At 53.5% G+C, this 17,987-nt stretch carries 14 protein-coding genes, 1 tRNA gene and 3 pseudogenes; 2 read left to right on the forward strand and 16 right to left on the reverse strand.

Annotated features, from left to right (window positions below; translation table 11 throughout):
• The 8 genes and pseudogenes from mobH to ACCD02_RS14690 all read right to left on the reverse strand — a co-directional run.
• Nucleotides 1-1,818, reverse strand: a complete 1,818-nt coding sequence (mobH, locus tag ACCD02_RS14655) for a MobH family relaxase (RefSeq protein WP_413302918.1) — start codon at nt 1,816-1,818, stop codon at nt 1-3.
• Between the two features lie 441 nt (nt 1,819-2,259).
• Nucleotides 2,260-2,601 (reverse strand): hypothetical protein, encoded by a 342-nt coding sequence (locus ACCD02_RS14660; RefSeq protein WP_413302921.1) that lies wholly within the window; start codon nt 2,599-2,601, stop codon nt 2,260-2,262.
• A gap of 492 nt (nt 2,602-3,093) precedes the next feature.
• Nucleotides 3,094-4,518: an SMODS domain-containing nucleotidyltransferase gene (locus ACCD02_RS14665; protein ID WP_413302924.1), complete on the reverse strand. Its 1,425-nt coding sequence runs from the start codon at nt 4,516-4,518 to the stop codon at nt 3,094-3,096.
• A gap of 65 nt (nt 4,519-4,583) precedes the next feature.
• The gene (locus ACCD02_RS14670) at nt 4,584-5,519 is read right to left on the reverse strand and encodes an S-4TM family putative pore-forming effector (RefSeq protein WP_413302927.1); all 936 of its coding nucleotides are present in this window, start codon (nt 5,517-5,519) and stop codon (nt 4,584-4,586) included.
• A 290-nt stretch (nt 5,520-5,809) separates the two neighbouring features.
• Nucleotides 5,810-6,361: a RadC family protein gene (gene radC, locus ACCD02_RS14675; RefSeq protein ID WP_413302930.1), complete on the reverse strand. Its 552-nt coding sequence runs from the start codon at nt 6,359-6,361 to the stop codon at nt 5,810-5,812.
• Between the two features lie 581 nt (nt 6,362-6,942).
• The gene (locus ACCD02_RS14680) at nt 6,943-7,704 is read right to left on the reverse strand and encodes a hypothetical protein (protein WP_413302933.1); all 762 of its coding nucleotides are present in this window, start codon (nt 7,702-7,704) and stop codon (nt 6,943-6,945) included.
• Nucleotides 7,705-7,831: 127 nt separating this feature from the next.
• Nucleotides 7,832-8,368: a hypothetical protein gene (locus ACCD02_RS14685; protein WP_413302935.1), complete on the reverse strand. Its 537-nt coding sequence runs from the start codon at nt 8,366-8,368 to the stop codon at nt 7,832-7,834.
• 387 nt (nt 8,369-8,755) lie between these two features.
• Nucleotides 8,756-9,481, reverse strand: a pseudogene (locus tag ACCD02_RS14690) (conjugative transfer ATPase); the annotation flags it as partial.
• 42 nt (nt 9,482-9,523) lie between these two features.
• Between ACCD02_RS14690 and ACCD02_RS14695 the strand changes: the two are divergent.
• Together ACCD02_RS14695 and ACCD02_RS14700 are read left to right on the forward strand one after the other, a co-directional pair.
• Nucleotides 9,524-10,117 (forward strand): hypothetical protein, encoded by a 594-nt coding sequence (locus ACCD02_RS14695; protein WP_413303024.1) that lies wholly within the window; start codon nt 9,524-9,526, stop codon nt 10,115-10,117.
• A gap of 515 nt (nt 10,118-10,632) precedes the next feature.
• Nucleotides 10,633-11,319 carry a hypothetical protein gene (locus ACCD02_RS14700; RefSeq protein WP_413302937.1) on the forward strand — a complete coding sequence of 229 codons (687 nt, stop codon included), beginning with the start codon at nt 10,633-10,635 and terminating at the stop codon, nt 11,317-11,319.
• Nucleotides 11,320-11,513: 194 nt separating this feature from the next.
• On the opposite strand, the gene ACCD02_RS14705 is transcribed toward ACCD02_RS14700, so the two are convergent.
• The 8 genes and pseudogenes from ACCD02_RS14705 to ACCD02_RS14740 all read right to left on the reverse strand — a co-directional run bounded on the left by ACCD02_RS14705 (nt 11,514) and on the right by ACCD02_RS14740 (nt 17,849).
• Nucleotides 11,514-11,984: a hypothetical protein gene (locus tag ACCD02_RS14705; RefSeq protein WP_413302939.1), complete on the reverse strand. Its 471-nt coding sequence runs from the start codon at nt 11,982-11,984 to the stop codon at nt 11,514-11,516.
• 2 nt (nt 11,985-11,986) lie between these two features.
• The gene (locus ACCD02_RS14710) at nt 11,987-12,931 is read right to left on the reverse strand and encodes a hypothetical protein (protein WP_413302941.1); all 945 of its coding nucleotides are present in this window, start codon (nt 12,929-12,931) and stop codon (nt 11,987-11,989) included.
• 88 nt (nt 12,932-13,019) lie between these two features.
• A pseudogene (locus tag ACCD02_RS14715) lies at nt 13,020-13,250 on the reverse strand (chromosome partitioning protein ParB); the annotation flags it as partial.
• Nucleotides 13,251-13,332: 82 nt separating this feature from the next.
• A pseudogene (locus ACCD02_RS14720) lies at nt 13,333-13,782 on the reverse strand (ParA family protein); the annotation flags it as partial.
• A gap of 106 nt (nt 13,783-13,888) precedes the next feature.
• Nucleotides 13,889-13,964: transfer RNA gene (locus tag ACCD02_RS14725), tRNA-Thr, on the reverse strand.
• A gap of 462 nt (nt 13,965-14,426) precedes the next feature.
• Nucleotides 14,427-15,011, reverse strand: a complete 585-nt coding sequence (rsmD, locus tag ACCD02_RS14730; protein ID WP_413302944.1) for a 16S rRNA (guanine(966)-N(2))-methyltransferase RsmD — start codon at nt 15,009-15,011, stop codon at nt 14,427-14,429.
• Nucleotides 15,011-16,501, reverse strand: coding sequence for a M16 family metallopeptidase (locus ACCD02_RS14735; protein WP_413302947.1), 1,491 nt, complete (start codon nt 16,499-16,501; stop codon nt 15,011-15,013). Before ACCD02_RS14735 ends, rsmD begins: the two co-directional genes overlap by 1 nt.
• A complete protein-coding gene (locus ACCD02_RS14740) occupies nt 16,494-17,849 on the reverse strand; it encodes a M16 family metallopeptidase (protein WP_413302949.1) in 1,356 nt (451 codons plus the stop codon). Before ACCD02_RS14740 ends, ACCD02_RS14735 begins: the two co-directional genes overlap by 8 nt.
• Between the last annotated feature and the right edge of the window lie 138 nt (nt 17,850-17,987).

The raw sequence follows: 17,987 nt of genomic DNA on the forward strand, positions 1-17,987 counted from the left end.
TCATTCCCCCACGTCCAGGGCGAGAAACGGATTGTCATGCGGAACCGTGGTAAACAGGCTCAGCGGGTCAACCATCAAATAGCCTTGAAGCTTGCGAACTCTCTTTTGGCCCATAACTGTGCATTTCCAGATATTCAGGCCGTTTTCGGTCTTCTTATGCAGGCGCAGTTTTTGAAATTGCTTTTGAATCTCCTTCCAGGCCTCCCGCTGGTCCTTGGCGTTGCACAAGTTGGGGTGCTCCATCGAGAACCGTTGAAAAATGCCAGGCGTAACGAGAAAAGCTGTGCCAGATACGGTATGGACTTTGGCTTTCACGTCGTTGATAACGATTTTCTGCGTCAGTAGGCCGGCTCTCAGCCAGCTGACAAACAAGGTTCCAGGGTTCTGTTGTGGCTCCGGCATTTCGCCGCCCCTGGCTGTGGCGGGGAGAAGGGCTGGTATTTCCTGCTGGGCATCTGTTTCATGTCCTGGCTCAATCAGGTTATTCAGCAGACTGCTGTATCGGTCCGCTTCTCCGGCCTGATCCAGCGACTGCATGAGGAAAGCAAGTTCATCGTCCTCATAGGGTGGCGGCGCTGGAGGTGGCGAGTCTGTCCGTTGATCCTGTGAGCGCACTGGGCGATGGCTGTCCGCATCCGCCGTCGGCTTTTTGTCTGCCTCAGTGTGATGCTCGCCCGTCGCGTCTGCAGAGACTACCACCGTGCCAGTGAAGGTCTCGGGCCGCTGCTTCGTTCCCCAGATAAGGGCCGGAGCGACCTTGAGCATGGTCAGCTTCTGGCTCCAGTTGCGCTCCGGGTCGTTGATAGTGCATTCCCAGATGGCCATGTTGGCCGGGGTCTGCTGGATGATGCCGTGGCACTGCATTTCATCGAACAGTCGGCTATTGCGATGGGGTACGCCTTCAAAACCCTGGCTCAGCAAATAAGCCTTTAGTTGGTCGGTTACCGATTTACTGACCAACCAAAGCGCATCGTTTGTCAGCCAGGCCGCAGCGCCTGGCTGGTTGATGCGCAACTCGTTTTTGACCAGGTGGCGAAGGCCATGAATGAGTTTGCCCTGGAGAGATTCTTTCGGGATATCGATGGCTCGCGCCGGGTTACCCCCGATTGCCTTGGAGACCGAGGCCTGATCCGCCTTGATCACCAATTCCCCAAGCATGCCGGCCGCCTCATAGTGGCCGCTCAGCACGTAGGTCAACGCTCCGAATAGCGTCGGTGTCTGCATCAGCCAGTCGAGAATCTCAGGCGTCAGTACTTGCTGTGTAAGCAAGCTACCAGCGGTCGGATGTTGGTGATAGGCGCGGCCTTTCACGAATTTGATGCGGTAGGGTTCTGCTAGCGGACCGTTCCATGGATGCCAGGTGTTCCCTGAGGCCAGTTCGACCTGATGATCAACGACGATCTTTCCGATGTCATGGAGTAGGGCTGCGTAGGTGAGTCCGGCGGTCCAGGCTTCGGCTTCCGAAGACTGATCTTCTGGCGCGGCGCCAGGTGGAAGCAAATGACTCTGGCGCAGCTTCAGTGCATAGATGACGATCTCCAGCCCGTGATCGAGCATGCCGCCCGGGTACGCGTGGTGGTGGTTCTCGGAGGCTGGGAGCAGTTGGACCAGGTCAGCAAAGCGCTTGAGGGGTGTAAGGTATAGGCGCTCGAAGTGCGTTGCGCTGAGAGATGTGCGCTGCCAGATCATGTCGACAAGTTTGCGTCGCAGATCCGTAGACAGGAGTTCTTCCGGGCTTTGCGGAAGCGTATAGCCGTCAGGTGGTACGTCCTTTTCTTCGGCTCTACTGGTTCTGGTTTTTCGGAACAGATGCAGCATCGAGGCAGACTCCGTAGCCTTTTGCTTTTTGTGTCGTCGGTCAGAATCCTTTTCGGGTAGGGCCGTTACCTTTGACTCCCCTTCCCATCGTCCTTTACCGCCGTTTACAGCCATTTCCTCCTTTTCGGGCGCGCAGGGGCAAGGCTCAACCCATTTTGGGCTGGCGTGATTTGGCGCTCGGAAGAGCGCATTGGTTAGTCAGCGTTGTGGCTGGTCAGGTACTTCGAGACCGGTCATGCATCGGATCTGATCGATTGTTGTTGTACCCATTGTTCAGCTACCGATTTAGGTGAGGCAACAAGCGACTCTGTAGGACAAATCTGAACTTGGTCGTAAAGGGGAGGTAGCTCACAGTTTAGTGACCTGAGGAGCGGTGGGTGGGATGAAGTGGCCTACGAATAACCCGGCAATCCGGGTCATTCGTAAACCGCTCGCAAGCCGTCAGAACGGCATCGCAGTAGGTGTACCAGGTTCTTCGTCCTTGAGCATGATCAGGACGAATGAAGCGGTGTGGTCACCGGCACCGAGCCTGGCGACCAGATGTATCTCTTCCGGAAACTCAATTTCGTCAGTGGGTTCGGCACACATGACCGAAAACTCTGCGCTATCAGCATCGGAAGACTGCCTCAGCGCGCTGTAAGCATCACGGATCAAATAACCGAGGCGAATGTAACGCTTCATTTCGTCTGGGTATCTGGCTACTGACATGACTTCAGACCAGGCGCGTTCAGTCAGTGTAATTGGCAACTGCACCAACTGTTCGAGGGTTAAAGCATTCTGCATACGTGTCTCCTTGACGCCCACGGAAGCACACATCCCCCCGACGGGGAGAGTGGTCCCCCGGGTTGGGTATGGATGGGTTGAGGTAGATCAGGACTGAGCGTCACTGCGTTACGGAGACACCCCTGACGGAAAGTCCCCGTCAGGGTGGGTGGAATAGGCATTCGATCGCCGAGGGTGTCGGCGATTGCCCGCGCCGGGGAATGCGAAGCGGGCTGGGGTGAATCAGTACGGTGAAAGACGTACCGTAGCCTTGAGGATTCGGGCTACCTGGGAGTAGTTATAGAAGAGTTATAAGATGTTTGGTAGGTTAGGTCAACAAAACCACTAGAGTACAAGTCGCTGTTTCGGTGAAGCACAAATCAATCCGAGAATAGTCGTCTTGATCTGTGCTGTTGAAAATTAATTGAAACTAATGTTTGCTAAGTTCGTAGATACTTCGATCTGCAAAACTCTGGGGAACTGAAGGGTTTATGATTAACATAGTGTTAGTATTTATGTGATTACTACAAAGAAGGGATCGCTTTTGCCACAAAGTCGATCGTCCGACCTGCGTATCAAAAAGGCCTCTACTATATGAACCCCCCTATAAGACAGTTGTTCCCAGCGGATCCCATGTGAATTGGACGGATAAAAGTCTCCGCGTAACGATTGCGCCGCTTCTGCTGCTTTATCGGTATTCGTAATTCGCCATTTGATTTTGTGCGCTGATGAAAATGGAATGCCGTTGCCGCTTAGCGCGCTGAATTTCAACCATCGCCCAGCTGTATGCGGCGCGAGGCTTAAAGTATTTCCAAGGCTTAGTCCTTCATGAGCAGTGAATTCATACGTAAGAATACGTACGGTTAACATTCCACCAGGCGCGTCACGCCATTTAGGTCTCTGCATATGTCCTAAATTGGTAAAACCTGCTGGAAGTGCGATTTCCCCGTATGTTAGGACACCTTCTACCAAGTCGATTGCATGGCGCCCTTCGGCCGCTAAGCTCTCGCAGGCTGTCACGCTAATCCTAGCCGCAGCTTTACTAATCTCAGCTTTTGCAAACTCCTCGCCGAATACCCTCCGCCACTTAGACATGCTCTCATCTATATCAGCCTCGGCGAACGCATCGTCCATCCATTCTCTGTATCGATGTATGGTTTCTCGAAAATTTCTGTATTTGTCTGCATCCCAGGAGTTGCTCTGCACCTCTTCGAATAACACGGGGTTTCGTACTGTGGGCTGAATCAAGTTCGACTGGAGCCAATTGTCCAGTCGGCCAACCACTGTTACAAGTGCCGATGGAAGGTTTGGAAAGGAATCATGTTCATTTATTTGCTTGCCAAGTAGTGTTGTGAGAAGAAATGAAGGACAGGTAAATGTCCTTTTAATGTCTCTCATGTATTTTAGGAGTCTTGTTATTTTTCGAAGATTGTTATTTTTGCTGTTCTTGTTTTGCAATATTAGCCAATCAGTATATTCTTTAGGGTTTGACTTTTCGAACGAGTTAGTGGTTCGGTTGCAAACTTCATAGGTGTTAGTGAGATTTCGTTCTTTTACACAGGGAGCTATATCTATTTTTCTTTCTCCTGCGTAGTCGATAGTTATGCAGTGTGAATACTTGCTGACTTTGTCTTGGTAGGTGGAGCTCTTTTTAAACTCTGTATAAAGTTTGTCTAGGTAATCTTTTGCTTCCCAGTTGTCCAGGTGGTCTACGTACACCAGTAAATCAGCATCAAAAGCTGAGCCGGCAATAGGTTTTATTATGGTTTTATGTGCCCAAGAACCCTGGGCTTTGAACTCCAATATATTGGGCTGCCAATCTGACGAGCGTACAAAGTTTTCAATGGCGGTAATGCTGCTTTGCAAATTTTCAAATCTAGTTTTGTTAAGATTAACGGTGTCAGATAGGAAGTTATTGAATAAGTCTGTTTGTGTCATGACTAAGTCCGTTTAATTTATGTGGTAGTGCGATAATTGGTGCTTGTTCGGCTGGTGTTCAAGGATTATGGGGTTCTCGATTCAAATTTGCGCTCTAGTTCCGCAGAGCTATTTATCATGATGTTTTCATGTGAGGATCGGAGCATTCTGTAAAGTTTGTCAGGGATGGGCCAGTCACTTTTTCTCTTGACAAACATCTGATCTTGTATTTTTTCAACAAGTTGTTTCAGCTCTGGCTCGGTCACGCTGTTAGCACTATTTATCGCCTCTGTTACATATTCCAGAAGTCGATTGTTGTTTTCTATAGAGTCTTTGTTAGACTTGTAAGTGGTATAGCCATAGTCGGATATTGGCCCAAGCAAGCCAATGATGTTTGTGAGGATGGATGTTGTTTTTAGGTTTAGGAATAACGAAAAGCATGTTGCGGAGACGAAAATTGTTACTCCGATGATTAAGAGTACTATGTTTACTTTTCCTCTGAGGCTGGAGTCCCAAGATAGACAAGAGTTTTGACAGATTAAAGCCTGCTGTGATTTTGTGAGCTTGTCCGATGTCAAAGAGTACCAATCTCTAAATCGCTGCTTGCCGTGTTTTTTTATTAGCCAATCACCGTGTTTTGTTATATCTGCTATTTGAGCTGGCTTGCCTGCAAGAGGCTGATTCCATTTGAGGTCAAAAAGCTCTCTATCTACTTCGTCCTGGATTTTTGCAGCTTTTTCTTTGCACTCATCTATCTGATCTCCAATGAATAAATTGTTCAGAGTTAAGACTATTATCGAAGCGATCGCAACCCAGCTTGAGATGTCCATCTTATCCACCCCCAAAAACTTTGAAAAAGTTTCAGTGTTAAGGGCTAGAGACAAAAATGTGATTGTTGACATGAGGACGACATTCAGCATCAAAGATGCGTTGTTGAATTTTTTTCCGATCGAATACATGCGTGATGCTGCTGCTATTCGTAATAATATGTGATCTTTATTCTGCACATTTTGTATTGTCATAGAAAATCTCGGTATTCTCGGGCTGTTGAATTCACGTGGTGCAATTAGTGGCGCTTATAAAATATATCAAGTTGGTAGCTTACCTCGGCACGAAGTATGTCCCCAAGCGTCTGCGTAGAAATTTCAACATGAGCATACCGAATCGAAAAAATTAAAGTATTGAAATACAGAGTATAGCTCGTTGATGGCAGAGTGCTAGCGGTGATCAGATTTATTTCGCTCGTCCTATGGTAGGCATAGTGCATTCGCCCCCGATGAAAAAAAGCGCCCGAAGGCGCTTATAGTCAAATCTACACCAACCCCTTCTCCGCCATCGAAAGCGGTATCCCGCTCCCCACGATGAAGTGATCAACCAGTCGTACGTTGATCAGTTGCAGCGCCTCCTTGATTCGCCGTGTCAGGGCGATGTCGGCCATGCTGGGTTCGCTGGATCCGGAAGGATGGTTGTGGCTGATGATGGCTGCAGCAGCATTATGTGCAAGAGCGCGCCTGACAATCTGGCGAGGGTAGATCACGGCTGAATCAACCGTGCCTTGGAACAGCACTTCGAAGGCCAGGGTTTGATGTTTAGTGTCGAGGAAAATGACGGCGAATACCTCATTCTCTTCACTGGCCAGCTTGAACTTCAGGTAAGAGGCGGCCGCTTCGGAGGAGGGGATTTCCGCGTCGCGTGTGAAAAGACGACGATCGAGGATTTGCATCGCCTCCTGGATAATCTCGTTTTCGACAGCGGTGGTGGTTTTTGCTTCGTCCAGGGTTTGGTCAATCAGTGGCAGGTTCATGAGGTGTGCTCCGAGGTGTATGACGGGCAGCACCCCAACTCGTTTTAACCAAAATCCCATATCGTGCTACCTACCGCCTCAATGGTGGCAGGGTCTTGATTTATCGCATTACCCATCAAAACACTGAGCACCTCAGGGGCAGGTGAGTTTCACAGGCGGTGGTGCGCGATACCAAAGAGCCCTGCGCTGGGGGGGCGTGGGTTACGTCATTCAGCTGCTGATCTCTGTCATCGAACCGAAATGCCGTCTTTCATAGGGTTGGTTAGCAATTTCCTGGAGGGAGCACGAGCTTTTGGTTGGTGTGCAGTTTTCTGAGCGCTTGCTTGACGTGCCCTCGACAACGCGACAGCGGAAAATTTGTCGGCGGAGCTGCGAAGGCTCGGCTAGCCAGGGTCATATGAGGGAAAACTGGAAGCGTATGGGTTGTTCCATTTCAGTATGGGAGACATGCTTTTGAGGCCGTCCTTCCTCGTAGTCACCTGATTTTTCAGAGCAGGGTGTCAGGTCGCTTCCCAGCAGGCCTCTCCAAAGGTGAGATATGTTACACAACCTACATATCCGACTATATTGCCTCGCATCCGCCTCTTGGCGCGCAGACGAACAAGCCAAGCGATGATAATCATGCATGAAGAGTTGTTCGACTAATTGATCTCATATGTTTTATCTTCAACGCGAAATATGGTTTTCATTCCTGAGTTCATTAACTGCATTCCCAAATCAAAAGGCATTTCTGCATCATCTGGCATATACGCGACGTATACATCAACATTTTGATAAAAGCATAATCTAACTAGGAAGATACCGAACCTGTCAGGAGCGGTATATTGATAGAAAAAAACATCTTGATTTTCCCCGTGTTTTTCCTTTTCGGTTAACTCCAAGGAGGCCTTGTGTTTTAAAAAGTCTCTAAATATCCTTGCATTGTTATCTGATGAATGTAAAAAACCAAGACTTGCTTTTAAAGTCCCGTGGAACGTTTTTTGGAATTGGTGCCTGTAGAGGCCATGAGCTATATGAGTAAAGCAACTTACGAGTCGCTCGTAATCAGGTGTGCCCCATAAGATGTCAAGGAATTTATTTTCATTTTCAAAACGAATAACCTTTCTTTTAAGGAAAATCCTTTCAAGTAGCCTATAAGAGGATCGCTTTAATGTTCGTTGTATTTTCCCATGATAATGTTCATATCCTATTGAGTTGTTGCCAATAATTCCGGCAATACTTACCATCAAAAATTCATCGTCATTAGATTTTGCGCAATTATGCAGGTCGCATGAAGGCACGGTGATTAGATTAACTCTAAGATTTCTTCCCGTATCCTTGAATTCAGGAAATAAACATTTTGGGGGAACGTGTTCAACTGACGAGGCAGCAGAGTCGCACATATAACATTTTTCTTCAGGCATCTCTAGTCTCCGATTAGTAAAATCTACAAGCCACATCTGTGGCTTGTATTTGTTATCGAGCAGCTTGAAGCAAGATTTCTAATGAAGAGCTCGAAAGGTTTCGTGCTGGCTAGGGCAATTCAGTTAGTTATGGCTCTGATTTAAGTTGCAGGTGACCATTCTCGTAGGCGAAATATCCTACGCCTTCTTCGTATATTTTTTCGGAGTCTTTATGTGGTGGTGTACACTCAACATAAACTCTCAATACAAATCTATTTTGATCTGAAGGATATTTCTGTAATGCGGGTAGTGCGTGAGCAATGCATTCATTGATTTCATCTGCAGGAATATATTCAGATGTGTTAGGGCCAATGGGGCCGCCCCTGTATACAAAGTTATCTTTGTCAACTGTGATAGTTCCATTTCCAGCTGAAATTCTAAGTATGAAGGTTGCTTTGTAGGCTAGGACTGAATTTGTTGCACTCGTATTGTTAATAGATACCTTGGCTCGATCACCATCTGGAGCAACGGTTACACTGACAAGAGGGAAGTGCTGGTATTGCTCAGCTCGTTTTTGAAGCGTGAAGGTTTCACTGGATGCTTTTTGTGCTGCCTTGCGCGCGCCCCAAGCAATCCATGCGGCCCAGAGAGAGATTCCTGTTGTTAACCAATACTTCCACTCCATCACTTCTCCTCGTATTGACGCTAATGCTCGATGCTCTTGGTAGCATGATTACAGCACGTACCGAGCCTGGCAGGGCTTCCTTAATAACCGCAACAATTTACGTTCCGGGCTGTCGCCTACAACCCAGTAATAGCTATAGGCCATGCTATGATTTACGAGTTTAGCTATGTTTGCAACAGATACCTTCTCGTCATGAGTCAGGCCATGGCTGTTTATCTCCGTCATGCAGGGATGGCTCTGATTTATAGTATTAGTCATCAAGAAACTGAGCGCCCTAGGGGCAGGTAAGCACTACCCACGTTTTATGCTGAATACCCAAAAAATCCCTTACTGCCGGAGTTCATAGGATGTGTCATCCAGGTTCTGAATTCAGGCATTAAGTTGAAGTCACGTAATCCCCCGCGCCCGATCAATCCCCTCCGCCACCCGATACGCCGCCTCCAGCTCAGTAATCCCATGCTCCACCATCAGCGCCCGCCGCTCAGCTTTTTCATCCTTCTCCGTCATCCCCAGCGCCAAATAGATGCTCGGCGGCACCACTCGAAACAGGGCTTCGACCTTCTTGGCCAGGACCACGCCCTCTGTGTATTTCCGTGGCTCCTTGCTGGCTGAGAGCAGCAGTTTTTTCTGGGCGTCGGTCAGGCGTTTGAAGCGGGAGATTTCTTCGACTTCGTCCGGGGGCATGGTCAGGCAGAGCCACCACTCGATCATGTTCAGCAGCTTCTTGGCCACGTCGGGGAAGTCCTGCATGTTTTGGGTGGCGATCCAGTACCAGAAGCCGAGTTTGCGCCACATTTTGGTGATCTTGACCGCGTAGGGAGCAACCAGTGGGTTGGTGGTGGTGATGTGGCCTTCGTCGGTCAGGACGATGCCGGGGCGTCCGGAGTGTTGTTCGCGTTCGGCGATGTTGTTGGCGCGGTTGAGCAGTGAGATGTAGGTGATCGCCATCTGCCCTTCGTAGCCTTCCCGGGCGAAGGTGGCCAGGTCGATCAGGGTCACGTCTGCATCTGGCCATGGCGCGGTGGGGGTATTGAACAGCTCGCCCTCAAAGCCCTGGCAGAAGAGTGCCAGGGCCTCGGCCATTTCGGCGGCTCTGTCCCGGCGTTTGTCCGGACGGTCGCTTTGCCTGGATATTTCCACCAGGGCGGCTTTTACATGTTCCGGCAAGGTCTGCACGTTGTCGGTGTGAGTGGCCTGGGCGGCGATCAAGATGGCTTTGTGCCGACGCCTGCGCCGAGAGGATTGAAGGCGACAGAGGTCGTTCCTGGAGTGGTTCCTGCTGTGATCTTTCTGGAGCCGGGCCGCTTTGTCTGGTCCAGGAATGGCGCGCCGAAAGGTATGGATATTGTTTTGGAAACAGGGAGTGGCTGGAGTGAGGACAATGACCCGAATGAGGCCAGGACCAAGCTCATCGAGGTTGCCCGGCAGTACGGCGCCAACGGCGTAGTTAATGTCCAGTTGGAAAAGTACACACAGCATGATGGTGGATCGAATTATCAGTACACGGTTCGTCGCTTCAGTGGCGACTTTGTCATCCTGAAGCAAGTTCGAAGATCCACCGACCCGGCGCGAATATCACGATCCCGACGAGATATGCAGGCGGTTCAAGCCTGGTGGGAAAAGCGCAATGCTTCTAACCCAAACGACTCCGACCAGGTGTTGCCGGACGCAAGCTGGGGCATGCTGATTCCAAAGGGCATCAAATATGCGTTGTCGGGCGTCTGGCGTTGGGTAAAAACGACAGGATAACGGTGGGGCTTGGATCGGTTGTAACAGCGTCACAGCTCAGCTGTGGTTTCCGGGGCTGTGACAGTGTCACAGGTCGCTTGGGTCTCTTGGACTGCAGCACTGCCATAAGCCAATCGATTCTAGGTTGGCGAGAGTTTTCACAATGTTTTTGGAGTGATTCTTGGTCGAAGATCCCTCAGTTCAGGTCGCTTGGTCAGGGCAATGGTGATCCATGCCAATATGAAGTTGTCGCAGCGTATACAAGATGAGGCCCCATTGCCTGTTTCATTCCAGCAGCCACAGCGCAGATCTCTGAGACCGTCGACAGGCATGCCATGGAGGTCGGATAGATGTTTCAATATTTGTTCGTGGCTTGCGCTGAGCAGCCAGATTTCGGTTTGATGCTGGAGTTGATGCAAAACATGTTCTTTTGTAGGGAGATATGACGGCATAAGAATCGCTCCTGTTTATCCAAGATTGGCAGGGCGATATGTAGGGTTCAACAGCAAAATCTCATTAGGGAAGAGGGAGTTTCTATGCAGTACACGCTTGTCAGGATCGATTTCTTCAGTGGCGAGAAATGTGGCGTTTGCCCAAAGCCTTTGACCTCTGGAAAGGCACGAGTACTGGTCGATGAAGCCGGGAACGAGGTTTTTGTCGGCCCGGTCTGTGCGCAAAATAAGGCGGTGAATGGAAAGGCGAAAGTTCCTGATTTGACGGCGGCAGCCTGGGATCCTGACGCTGTGCTTTCGGGAGGGGGCGCTAAAACTACCGCTGGGTCATCAAGTGCAGTCGGTGCTAGCCAACCTGACAATAGTGATCGGGTTCGAGCGGAAAGCTATTTGCTACTCCGTACGGAAAAACTGCCCAGCTATGAGGGAATGTCCTATGGGAAGCTGGCTGATTTGCATCGGCAATATCTCTCTGAAGGCCTCACAGACAATGATGTGAAATACCTCTTGAATTTGATGGCCAAAGTCCAGACCGCAAGACCCGAATATAGCTATCGAAATCTTCAGGCAATTTATGCGTGCGATTTCTGGATCAAGCGCTTTCTCGCTCAGGACGCCAGCGATTTTATTGCGAGTTTGCAAACGTACTTGAAGACCCATCTTGCTTTGACGCCGGGCCAGATCGGCGGTTTGAACAAATGGTTCAACAATCAACCGGGTATGATCTCCATCAAGCCCGAAGCGTTTGCGTTTGATCCTTCGAAGAAATAGGCACCTCTATCCCGGAGCTGTGACAGTGTCACAGGCCAACTCGGTCTCCGGAGCTGTGACAGTGTCACAGGTCAATCGGTCTCCGGGGCTATGACAGTGTCACAAGTCAGCCCGGTCTCTGGCGCTGTGACAGTGTCACAGGTTACTTTGGTCTCCAGAGCTCACGGCCACAGCTCATTCGATATCACTTCCCGTCAGCCACGCGTACCCCTCAACTCAGGCAACAGATTTACCAGCGTTGCTTGCGCCAGGCTTCGAATTTCCGTATCGGGATGACGGACCGCCTCTGCAACCAGTTCCGGGTAATTCGGGTCCACATCCAGGACCTGCTGGACGGTAGCGGACTCGTCATAGAGCCCGTAAATCCGCTGCCCCTCGGACCCTTGGCCACATTGCACAAGCCAACGGCTGAGTCGCAGCCGGAGGATCATGTTGGTCACTTGTTCGAAGTCTTTTGTCGGTGTTCCGGCCAGTAAGCTGGCCAGTTGTTCCGAAGCGTCGATATTGGTCACCCGGTGTTGGTGGCTGAGCAGTTTGATCAGCATCCAGCCGATTTTGTCGTCGTTTTTCAAATGCTCCGAAGCGATCAGCCGCCGTGGGATGGCTTCCATCGGGTTGCCGAAAAATATCAGGCCGCCGATGTCCTGTTGTGCGTGACTTCCCATGATTACTTTTCTCCGGGGTGGGGAGGGTTATCCGGGCGCACTCGCCCGAGTTGTTCGTGGATCGACCGCAGGATCGCGCTGACGTCCACGGGTTCGGTCGTGGCCGATTTCTCAGGAGGTGCGGTCGAGGGTGTCGGCTTGGGTGGCCGCAGTGGATGCGACGTTGGGATGTGGTTCGGCGGGCTTGCACGTGACGAATTCGTCCCGGGCGTCTGGGTGATTTTCAGACCGCCTATCCGGGCTTTTTCGATCAGGCCCAGCACGTACCCGGTCATATTGCGAATGCCGGATTTGCGGGCTGCAGCCTCGTCGAGAATGGCCTGGTGAAGCTCGGGCGGCACCGGCTGCAGGTGATGGCTGATCGTGGTTTGTTCGTCGAGGCTCAGGGTCAGCTTCGACCAGGCCAGGGAGGGCGGGCTGGTGGAAATCGGGTTTCGCTGCCCGCGCTCGCGCGTTGTTTGTACGTTTTTACAAACAGATGTTTGTATTGTACGTACTGTATATGAGTTCGATTTTCGAACTCTGGGAGCATCCCCAATGGAATCAACTGAGTTCGAATCTGTAACTGAACCCCTAACAAAATCGAACTCTGTGGAATTTCCATGAGTTCGAATTTCGTTTTCACTGAGTTCGATATTCGAACCGGGTTCTACCCCGTGAGTTCGAATTTCGACAGGCGCCTGGCTCGGGTTCGAATTTTTTTTTCGTTCGTGAGTGAGCAGGCTATGGTCCTTCAGCCGCTCCTGAAATTGCCCTATCTGCGTCATGAGGTGCTGAGCACTTTGATCGACGATCAATTCCTGAAAGACAATTTCCGCAACCTTACGCACTGACTGGTGGCCGTGGCTCCGACATTTTTTCACGAAGCTGATGTAGCCCGCGTCGAACCGAGAAGCATCGACAATCGAGACCGGCTCATCGTGCAGTGAATAGATATTGCCGACCATTCGCCCGTTCAACGTATTACGGGCCTGGTGGCACAGGGTTATCGTTTTCCGACATATGCCCGGTCAGTGCTTTGATATCTCCCACTCAGGGTCGGAACAGGCAGTGAATCCGGTAGAAACGCTCGTCCCGGGTTTCCTTCCATAGCTCGTTGAGAATCTTCAGGCGGGTGTTGCCGCCATTGTCGATGACAAACTCGGTCTCGCCGGGGCGCCGTGAAACGGTGGGTGTGTCGTCTAATCCCCGGGCGCGAATCGAATCCTTGATCTCTTCGTATTTGGGATTCTGTCTTTGCCGAGGGTTGAGTTCGTAAGGACGTAGCACCGAAATCTGCGCTTTGACGCAGGCGATCGACGCTGGCAAACAATGCCAGTGTGCCGCAGCTGAATTCCCGGGCCGAGAGCATTTCCGGGACCAGGGGTGACAGCGCCAGATCGGATGCGACCAAGGCCATTTCCACCGTAACGGCCGACGTACCCTTGGTGTCGATAATCACCAGGTCGTACTCGGGCAGGCGTTTGAGCAACGATCGCAGCCGCAACCGCCCGTCGGGCGCATGCAGTAGCAGGGTTTCCAGCTGGTTGTGCGGATCATTGGACAGAATGATGTCCAGGCCCGGGATATTGGTGTGGGAGATGATTTCGTCTGGTGTGGTCGTGCTGTGCACCAATAGATCGAAGGTGCCGCCGCGCGCTTGATAATCGAGAGGGAAATAACTGCTGAGGGTAGGTTGACCATCAAGGTCGATAACAAGGGTTTTCAAGCCTGCATCGGCAGTAAGACCGCCAAGATTGGCTGCCGTTGTGGTTTTGCCCACACCGCCTTTGGAAGCTGCAACAGAAATGACTTGCATGACACTCGCCTCGTTTCGATGAAAAACGAGATTTCGTGTGTAAGGTCAATTTGGTGATGTGATCGAGAGATCAGGTACTGCGGGGAGTGTATCGTGCTGCTTTGTATGGTGCCGGCACCAGGAGTCGAACCCGGGACCTACTGATTACAAGTCAGTTGCTCTACCAACTGAGCTATACCGGCGTAATGGGCGCTGAGTATATAGAGTCTTGGCTGCTTGTAAACCCTAGATGACTGATTACGCTCAAAAAAAATCGCTGTGGGTGGTTAAGGGGCCGGGGAGGTGGAGGTGGGTCCCTGATGTACCGTGTCGGGGCTGCTCGCCAACGAGTTGGCGCCGATCTGATCGCGTCTTGCCAGATATGCCGCGTCAGGCCTGACCGCAGCAATTCAGTTATCTAAGGTGGTGGTTGCTTCGCGGGCAAGCCTCGCTCTTGTCAATAACGACACAACTATCTGAATTTAAATGATATTTGTAGAAGTCAGCTTGCTGGTGATGACGTCAGGTCAGTCACTGACGCCATGCGAGCGCTTCGCACTCGATCGCCAGCAAGCCGGCTCCTACAGGTCCTGTGTTTGCTGCGCGACAGCGTAGTGTCAGGGACGCCGCGGCAGCTTCTACGGAACAACGTTCAACCGGTTGGTTTAACCCCGCTGCCACAGCGCGTAATACACCTGCCCGGCCTTTTTCTCGCGGTGCAGGCGCCAGTTGCCTGGCAGGCCGGTGGTGGAGGGTGGGGTTTCGCTTTCGGTGTAGATCCAGGCGTTTTCCTTGAGCCAGCCGTGGCTTTCCAGCAGGGTGCAGGCGCTGGCCAGCAGGCCCTGGTGGAAGGGCGGGTCGAGGAAGACCACATCGAAAGCTTCGGCCGGGGCGGTTTCCAGGTGGCGCAGGGCGTCGGTCTGGGCGATCTGGCCAGTGGTGCAGTTGAGCAGGGCCAGGTTCTGTTTCAGGCTGGCAACGGCGGCGCCGCTGTTGTCCAGGGCCAGGCCTTTGCTGGCGCCACGGGACAGGGCTTCGAAGAATAACGCGCCGCTGCCGGTGAAGACGTCGAGCACGTGGGCCCCGGCAATGTGCGCGGCAAGCCAGTTGAACAGGGTTTCGCGCACGCGATCAGGCGTCGGGCGCAGGCCCGGGGCGTCGGGGAAGGTCAGGCGACGGCTGCCCCATTCGCCTCCGATGATGCGCAGTTGGCCCAGGCCGTTATGGCTCTTTGGGCGTGGATTGGCCATTAGTGCTCCGGAACCCCGAGAGGTTGTTCAGCAGGTCTGTCGGTGGGCGGCGGCAAGGGTTTCTGCGGCACGGTCGGACCGGCCGTGACGATGACCATCTTGTCGGCGCTCAGGTGTTTGTTCATGACCTCTTTGATCTGCTCGATGGTGACGTCCTGGGACTTGTTCATGAAGTCCTCGAGGTAGGTCAGCGGCAGGTCATAGAAGCCGATGGCGCCCAGTTGCCCGACGATGTCGCTGTTGCTGGCGGTGGACAGCGGGAAGCTGCCGGCCAGTTCGCGCTTGGCGTCGTCGAGTTCTTTCTGGGTCGGGCCGTTGGCGAGGAAGTCGCGCAGGATGTCCTTGACCAGTTTCAGGGTGCCTTCGCTTACGTCGGCGCGGGTCTGCAGGCTGATCATGAACGGGCCTTGCACGCGCATCGAGGTGAAGCCCGAGGACACGCCGTAGGTCAGGCCGCGCTTTTCCCGCACTTCGGTCATCAGGCGGCTGCCGAAACCGCCGCCGCCGAGGATCGAGTTACCCATGTTCAGGGCCGGGTAGTCGGGGTCGTTACGTTCGATGCCGAGTTGCGCCAGCATCAAGTGAGTCTGCTTGGAAGGAAACTCGATATGGCTCTCACCGAAGGCCGGGGTGCCGGGCTCGGCGAGCTTGGGCATGGCCGGGCCTTTGGGCAGGGCGCCGGAGACCTGGGCGGCGATGGCCTGGGCTTCGTCGCGGGACAGGTCGCCGACCAGGGCGATGACCACGTTACCCGCGGCGTAGGCCTTGGCGTGGAAGGCCTTGAGCTGGGCCAGGGTGATCGGCGGAATGCTCTTCTCGGTGCCTTCGCTTGGATGGCCATACGGGTGGTTCCCGTACAGTTTGCTGAACAGTTCTTTACCGGCGAGGGAGCCGGGGTTCTGTTTTTGGTACTCGAAGCCGGTCAACAGCTGGTTTTTGATCCGCGCCAGGGAGTCGGCGGGGAAGGTTGGCTTGCCGGTGACTTCTTCAAACAGTTTCAGCGCCGGTTCGCGCTTGTCCACGGCACTCAGGCTGCGCAGCGAGGCCACGGCCATGTCGCGGTAGGCGCCGTTGCCGAATTCAGCGCCGAGGCCTTCGAAGCCTGCGGCGATGGCGCCGACGTCCTTGCCTTTGACGCCTTCATTAAGCATGGCGTTGGTCAACACGGCGATGCCGGGGGCGTTCTGGTCCTGGCTGCTGCCGGCGGCGAAGGTCAGGCGCAGGTCGAACATCGGCAGTTCGTGGGCTTCGACGAACAGCACCTTGGCGCCCTCGGCGGTGTTCCAGGTCTGGATATTCAGGCTGCGGCGGGCCGGAGCCTTGCTGTCGAGTTCCTTGAGGGACACCAGGTTGCTGCCGCGCTCGGCTTTTGCGGCGGGGGCCGCAGTGGCGGCTTCAAGGGCGGCAGGGGCCGGGGCTTCGTCGGCCAGCAGCGGCTGGGTGATCAGGGCGCCAGTGATCAGCAGGCCCAGTAGCGTGCGCTTACTCATGGGCTTTCTCCTCAGGCAGAACGTGCGCAACGCTGAGGCGCTCACGGGTGAAGTAAGTGCGGGCGGCCAGCTGGATATCGGCCGGGGTTACGCTTTGCAGGTCGGACAGTTCGTTGTCGATCTGTTTCCACGACAGGCCGATGGTTTCCAGCTCGCCGATGGTGCTGGCCTGGCTGGTGATGGAGTCACGCTCGTAGACCAGCCCGGAAATCACCTGGGCGCGTACGCGTTCCAGTTCTTCACTGGTCGGCGGCTTGGTTTTCAGCTCGTTGAGCAGGCCCCAGATACCGGCTTCGACGTCGGCCAGGGTTTTCTTTTTCTGAGTGTTGGGCGAGGCGCTGATCATGAACAGGCTGTCGCCGCGGGTGAAGGCGTCGTAGCTGGACGAGGCGCCGGAGACCACTTCCGAGCCGCGTTCCAGGCGGCTGGAGATGCGCGCGCTGTAGCCGCCGTCGAGAATGGCCGAGATCAGGCGCAGGGCGTTGACCGAACGCGGATCGGTGGCGGTGGTCAGGCTTGGAACGTTGAAGCCGTACAGCAGGCTTGGCAACTGGGTCTTCACATGCACGGTGATGCGCCGTTCGCCCGGTTCAGGCAGTTCCAGGGGCTTTTTCGCCGGTGGGACGTCGCGGCGCGGGATGGCGCCGAAAAAGCGCTCGGCCAGGGCCTTGACCTCGTCCGGCTGCACGTCGCCGACGACGACCAGGGTGGCGTTGTTCGGCACGTACCAGGATTCGTACCAGTGGCGCAGTTCCTCGACCTTCATGCGGTCCAGGTCGGCCATCCAGCCGATGGTCGGCGTGTGGTAACCGCTGGCCGGGTAGGCCATGGCCTTGAAGCGCTCGTAGGCCTTGGCGCCGGGCTTGTCGTCGGTGCGCAGGCGGCGCTCTTCTTTAATGACTTCGATTTCCCGGCTGAACTCGTCGGCGGGCAGCTTGAGGTGGGCCATGCGGTCGGCCTCCAGCTCAAAGGCTACGCTGAGGCGGTCGCGGGCCAGGACCTGGTAGTAGGCGGTGTAGTCATCGCTGGTGAAGGCGTTTTCTTCGGCGCCCAGGTCACGCAGGATCAGCGAGGCTTCGCCGGGGCCGGCTTTTTCGCTGCCCTTGAACATCATGTGCTCAAGAGCGTGGGACAAACCGGTCTGGCCCGGGGTTTCGTAGCTGGAGCCGACCTTGTACCAGATCTGCGAGACCACCACTGGCGCGCGGTGGTCTTCACGCACAACCAGCTTGAGGCCGTTGTCCAGGGTGTATTCGTGGGTGGGTTGCGGGTCGGCGGCCATTACGGTCATGGGCAGGCAAAGTGTGCCGAGCAGCAGGCCAGCGGCGCGGCGGGCTAGAGCATTCATTCGTATTTTGAACCTGTAAGACGGCCTGCTTGAACTTAGCGTCGGCGGGCGCGGGGGTGTTAGGATACTGGTCCGTTCGATCCGGGACCACGGCTGAAATGCCTTGAAAGGCCCGATGAACATTAAATTTGCTCGAAT

This window comes from Pseudomonas sp. Pseusp88 (assembly GCF_047303955.1).
In the GTDB taxonomy this organism is placed as follows: domain Bacteria; phylum Pseudomonadota; class Gammaproteobacteria; order Pseudomonadales; family Pseudomonadaceae; genus Aquipseudomonas.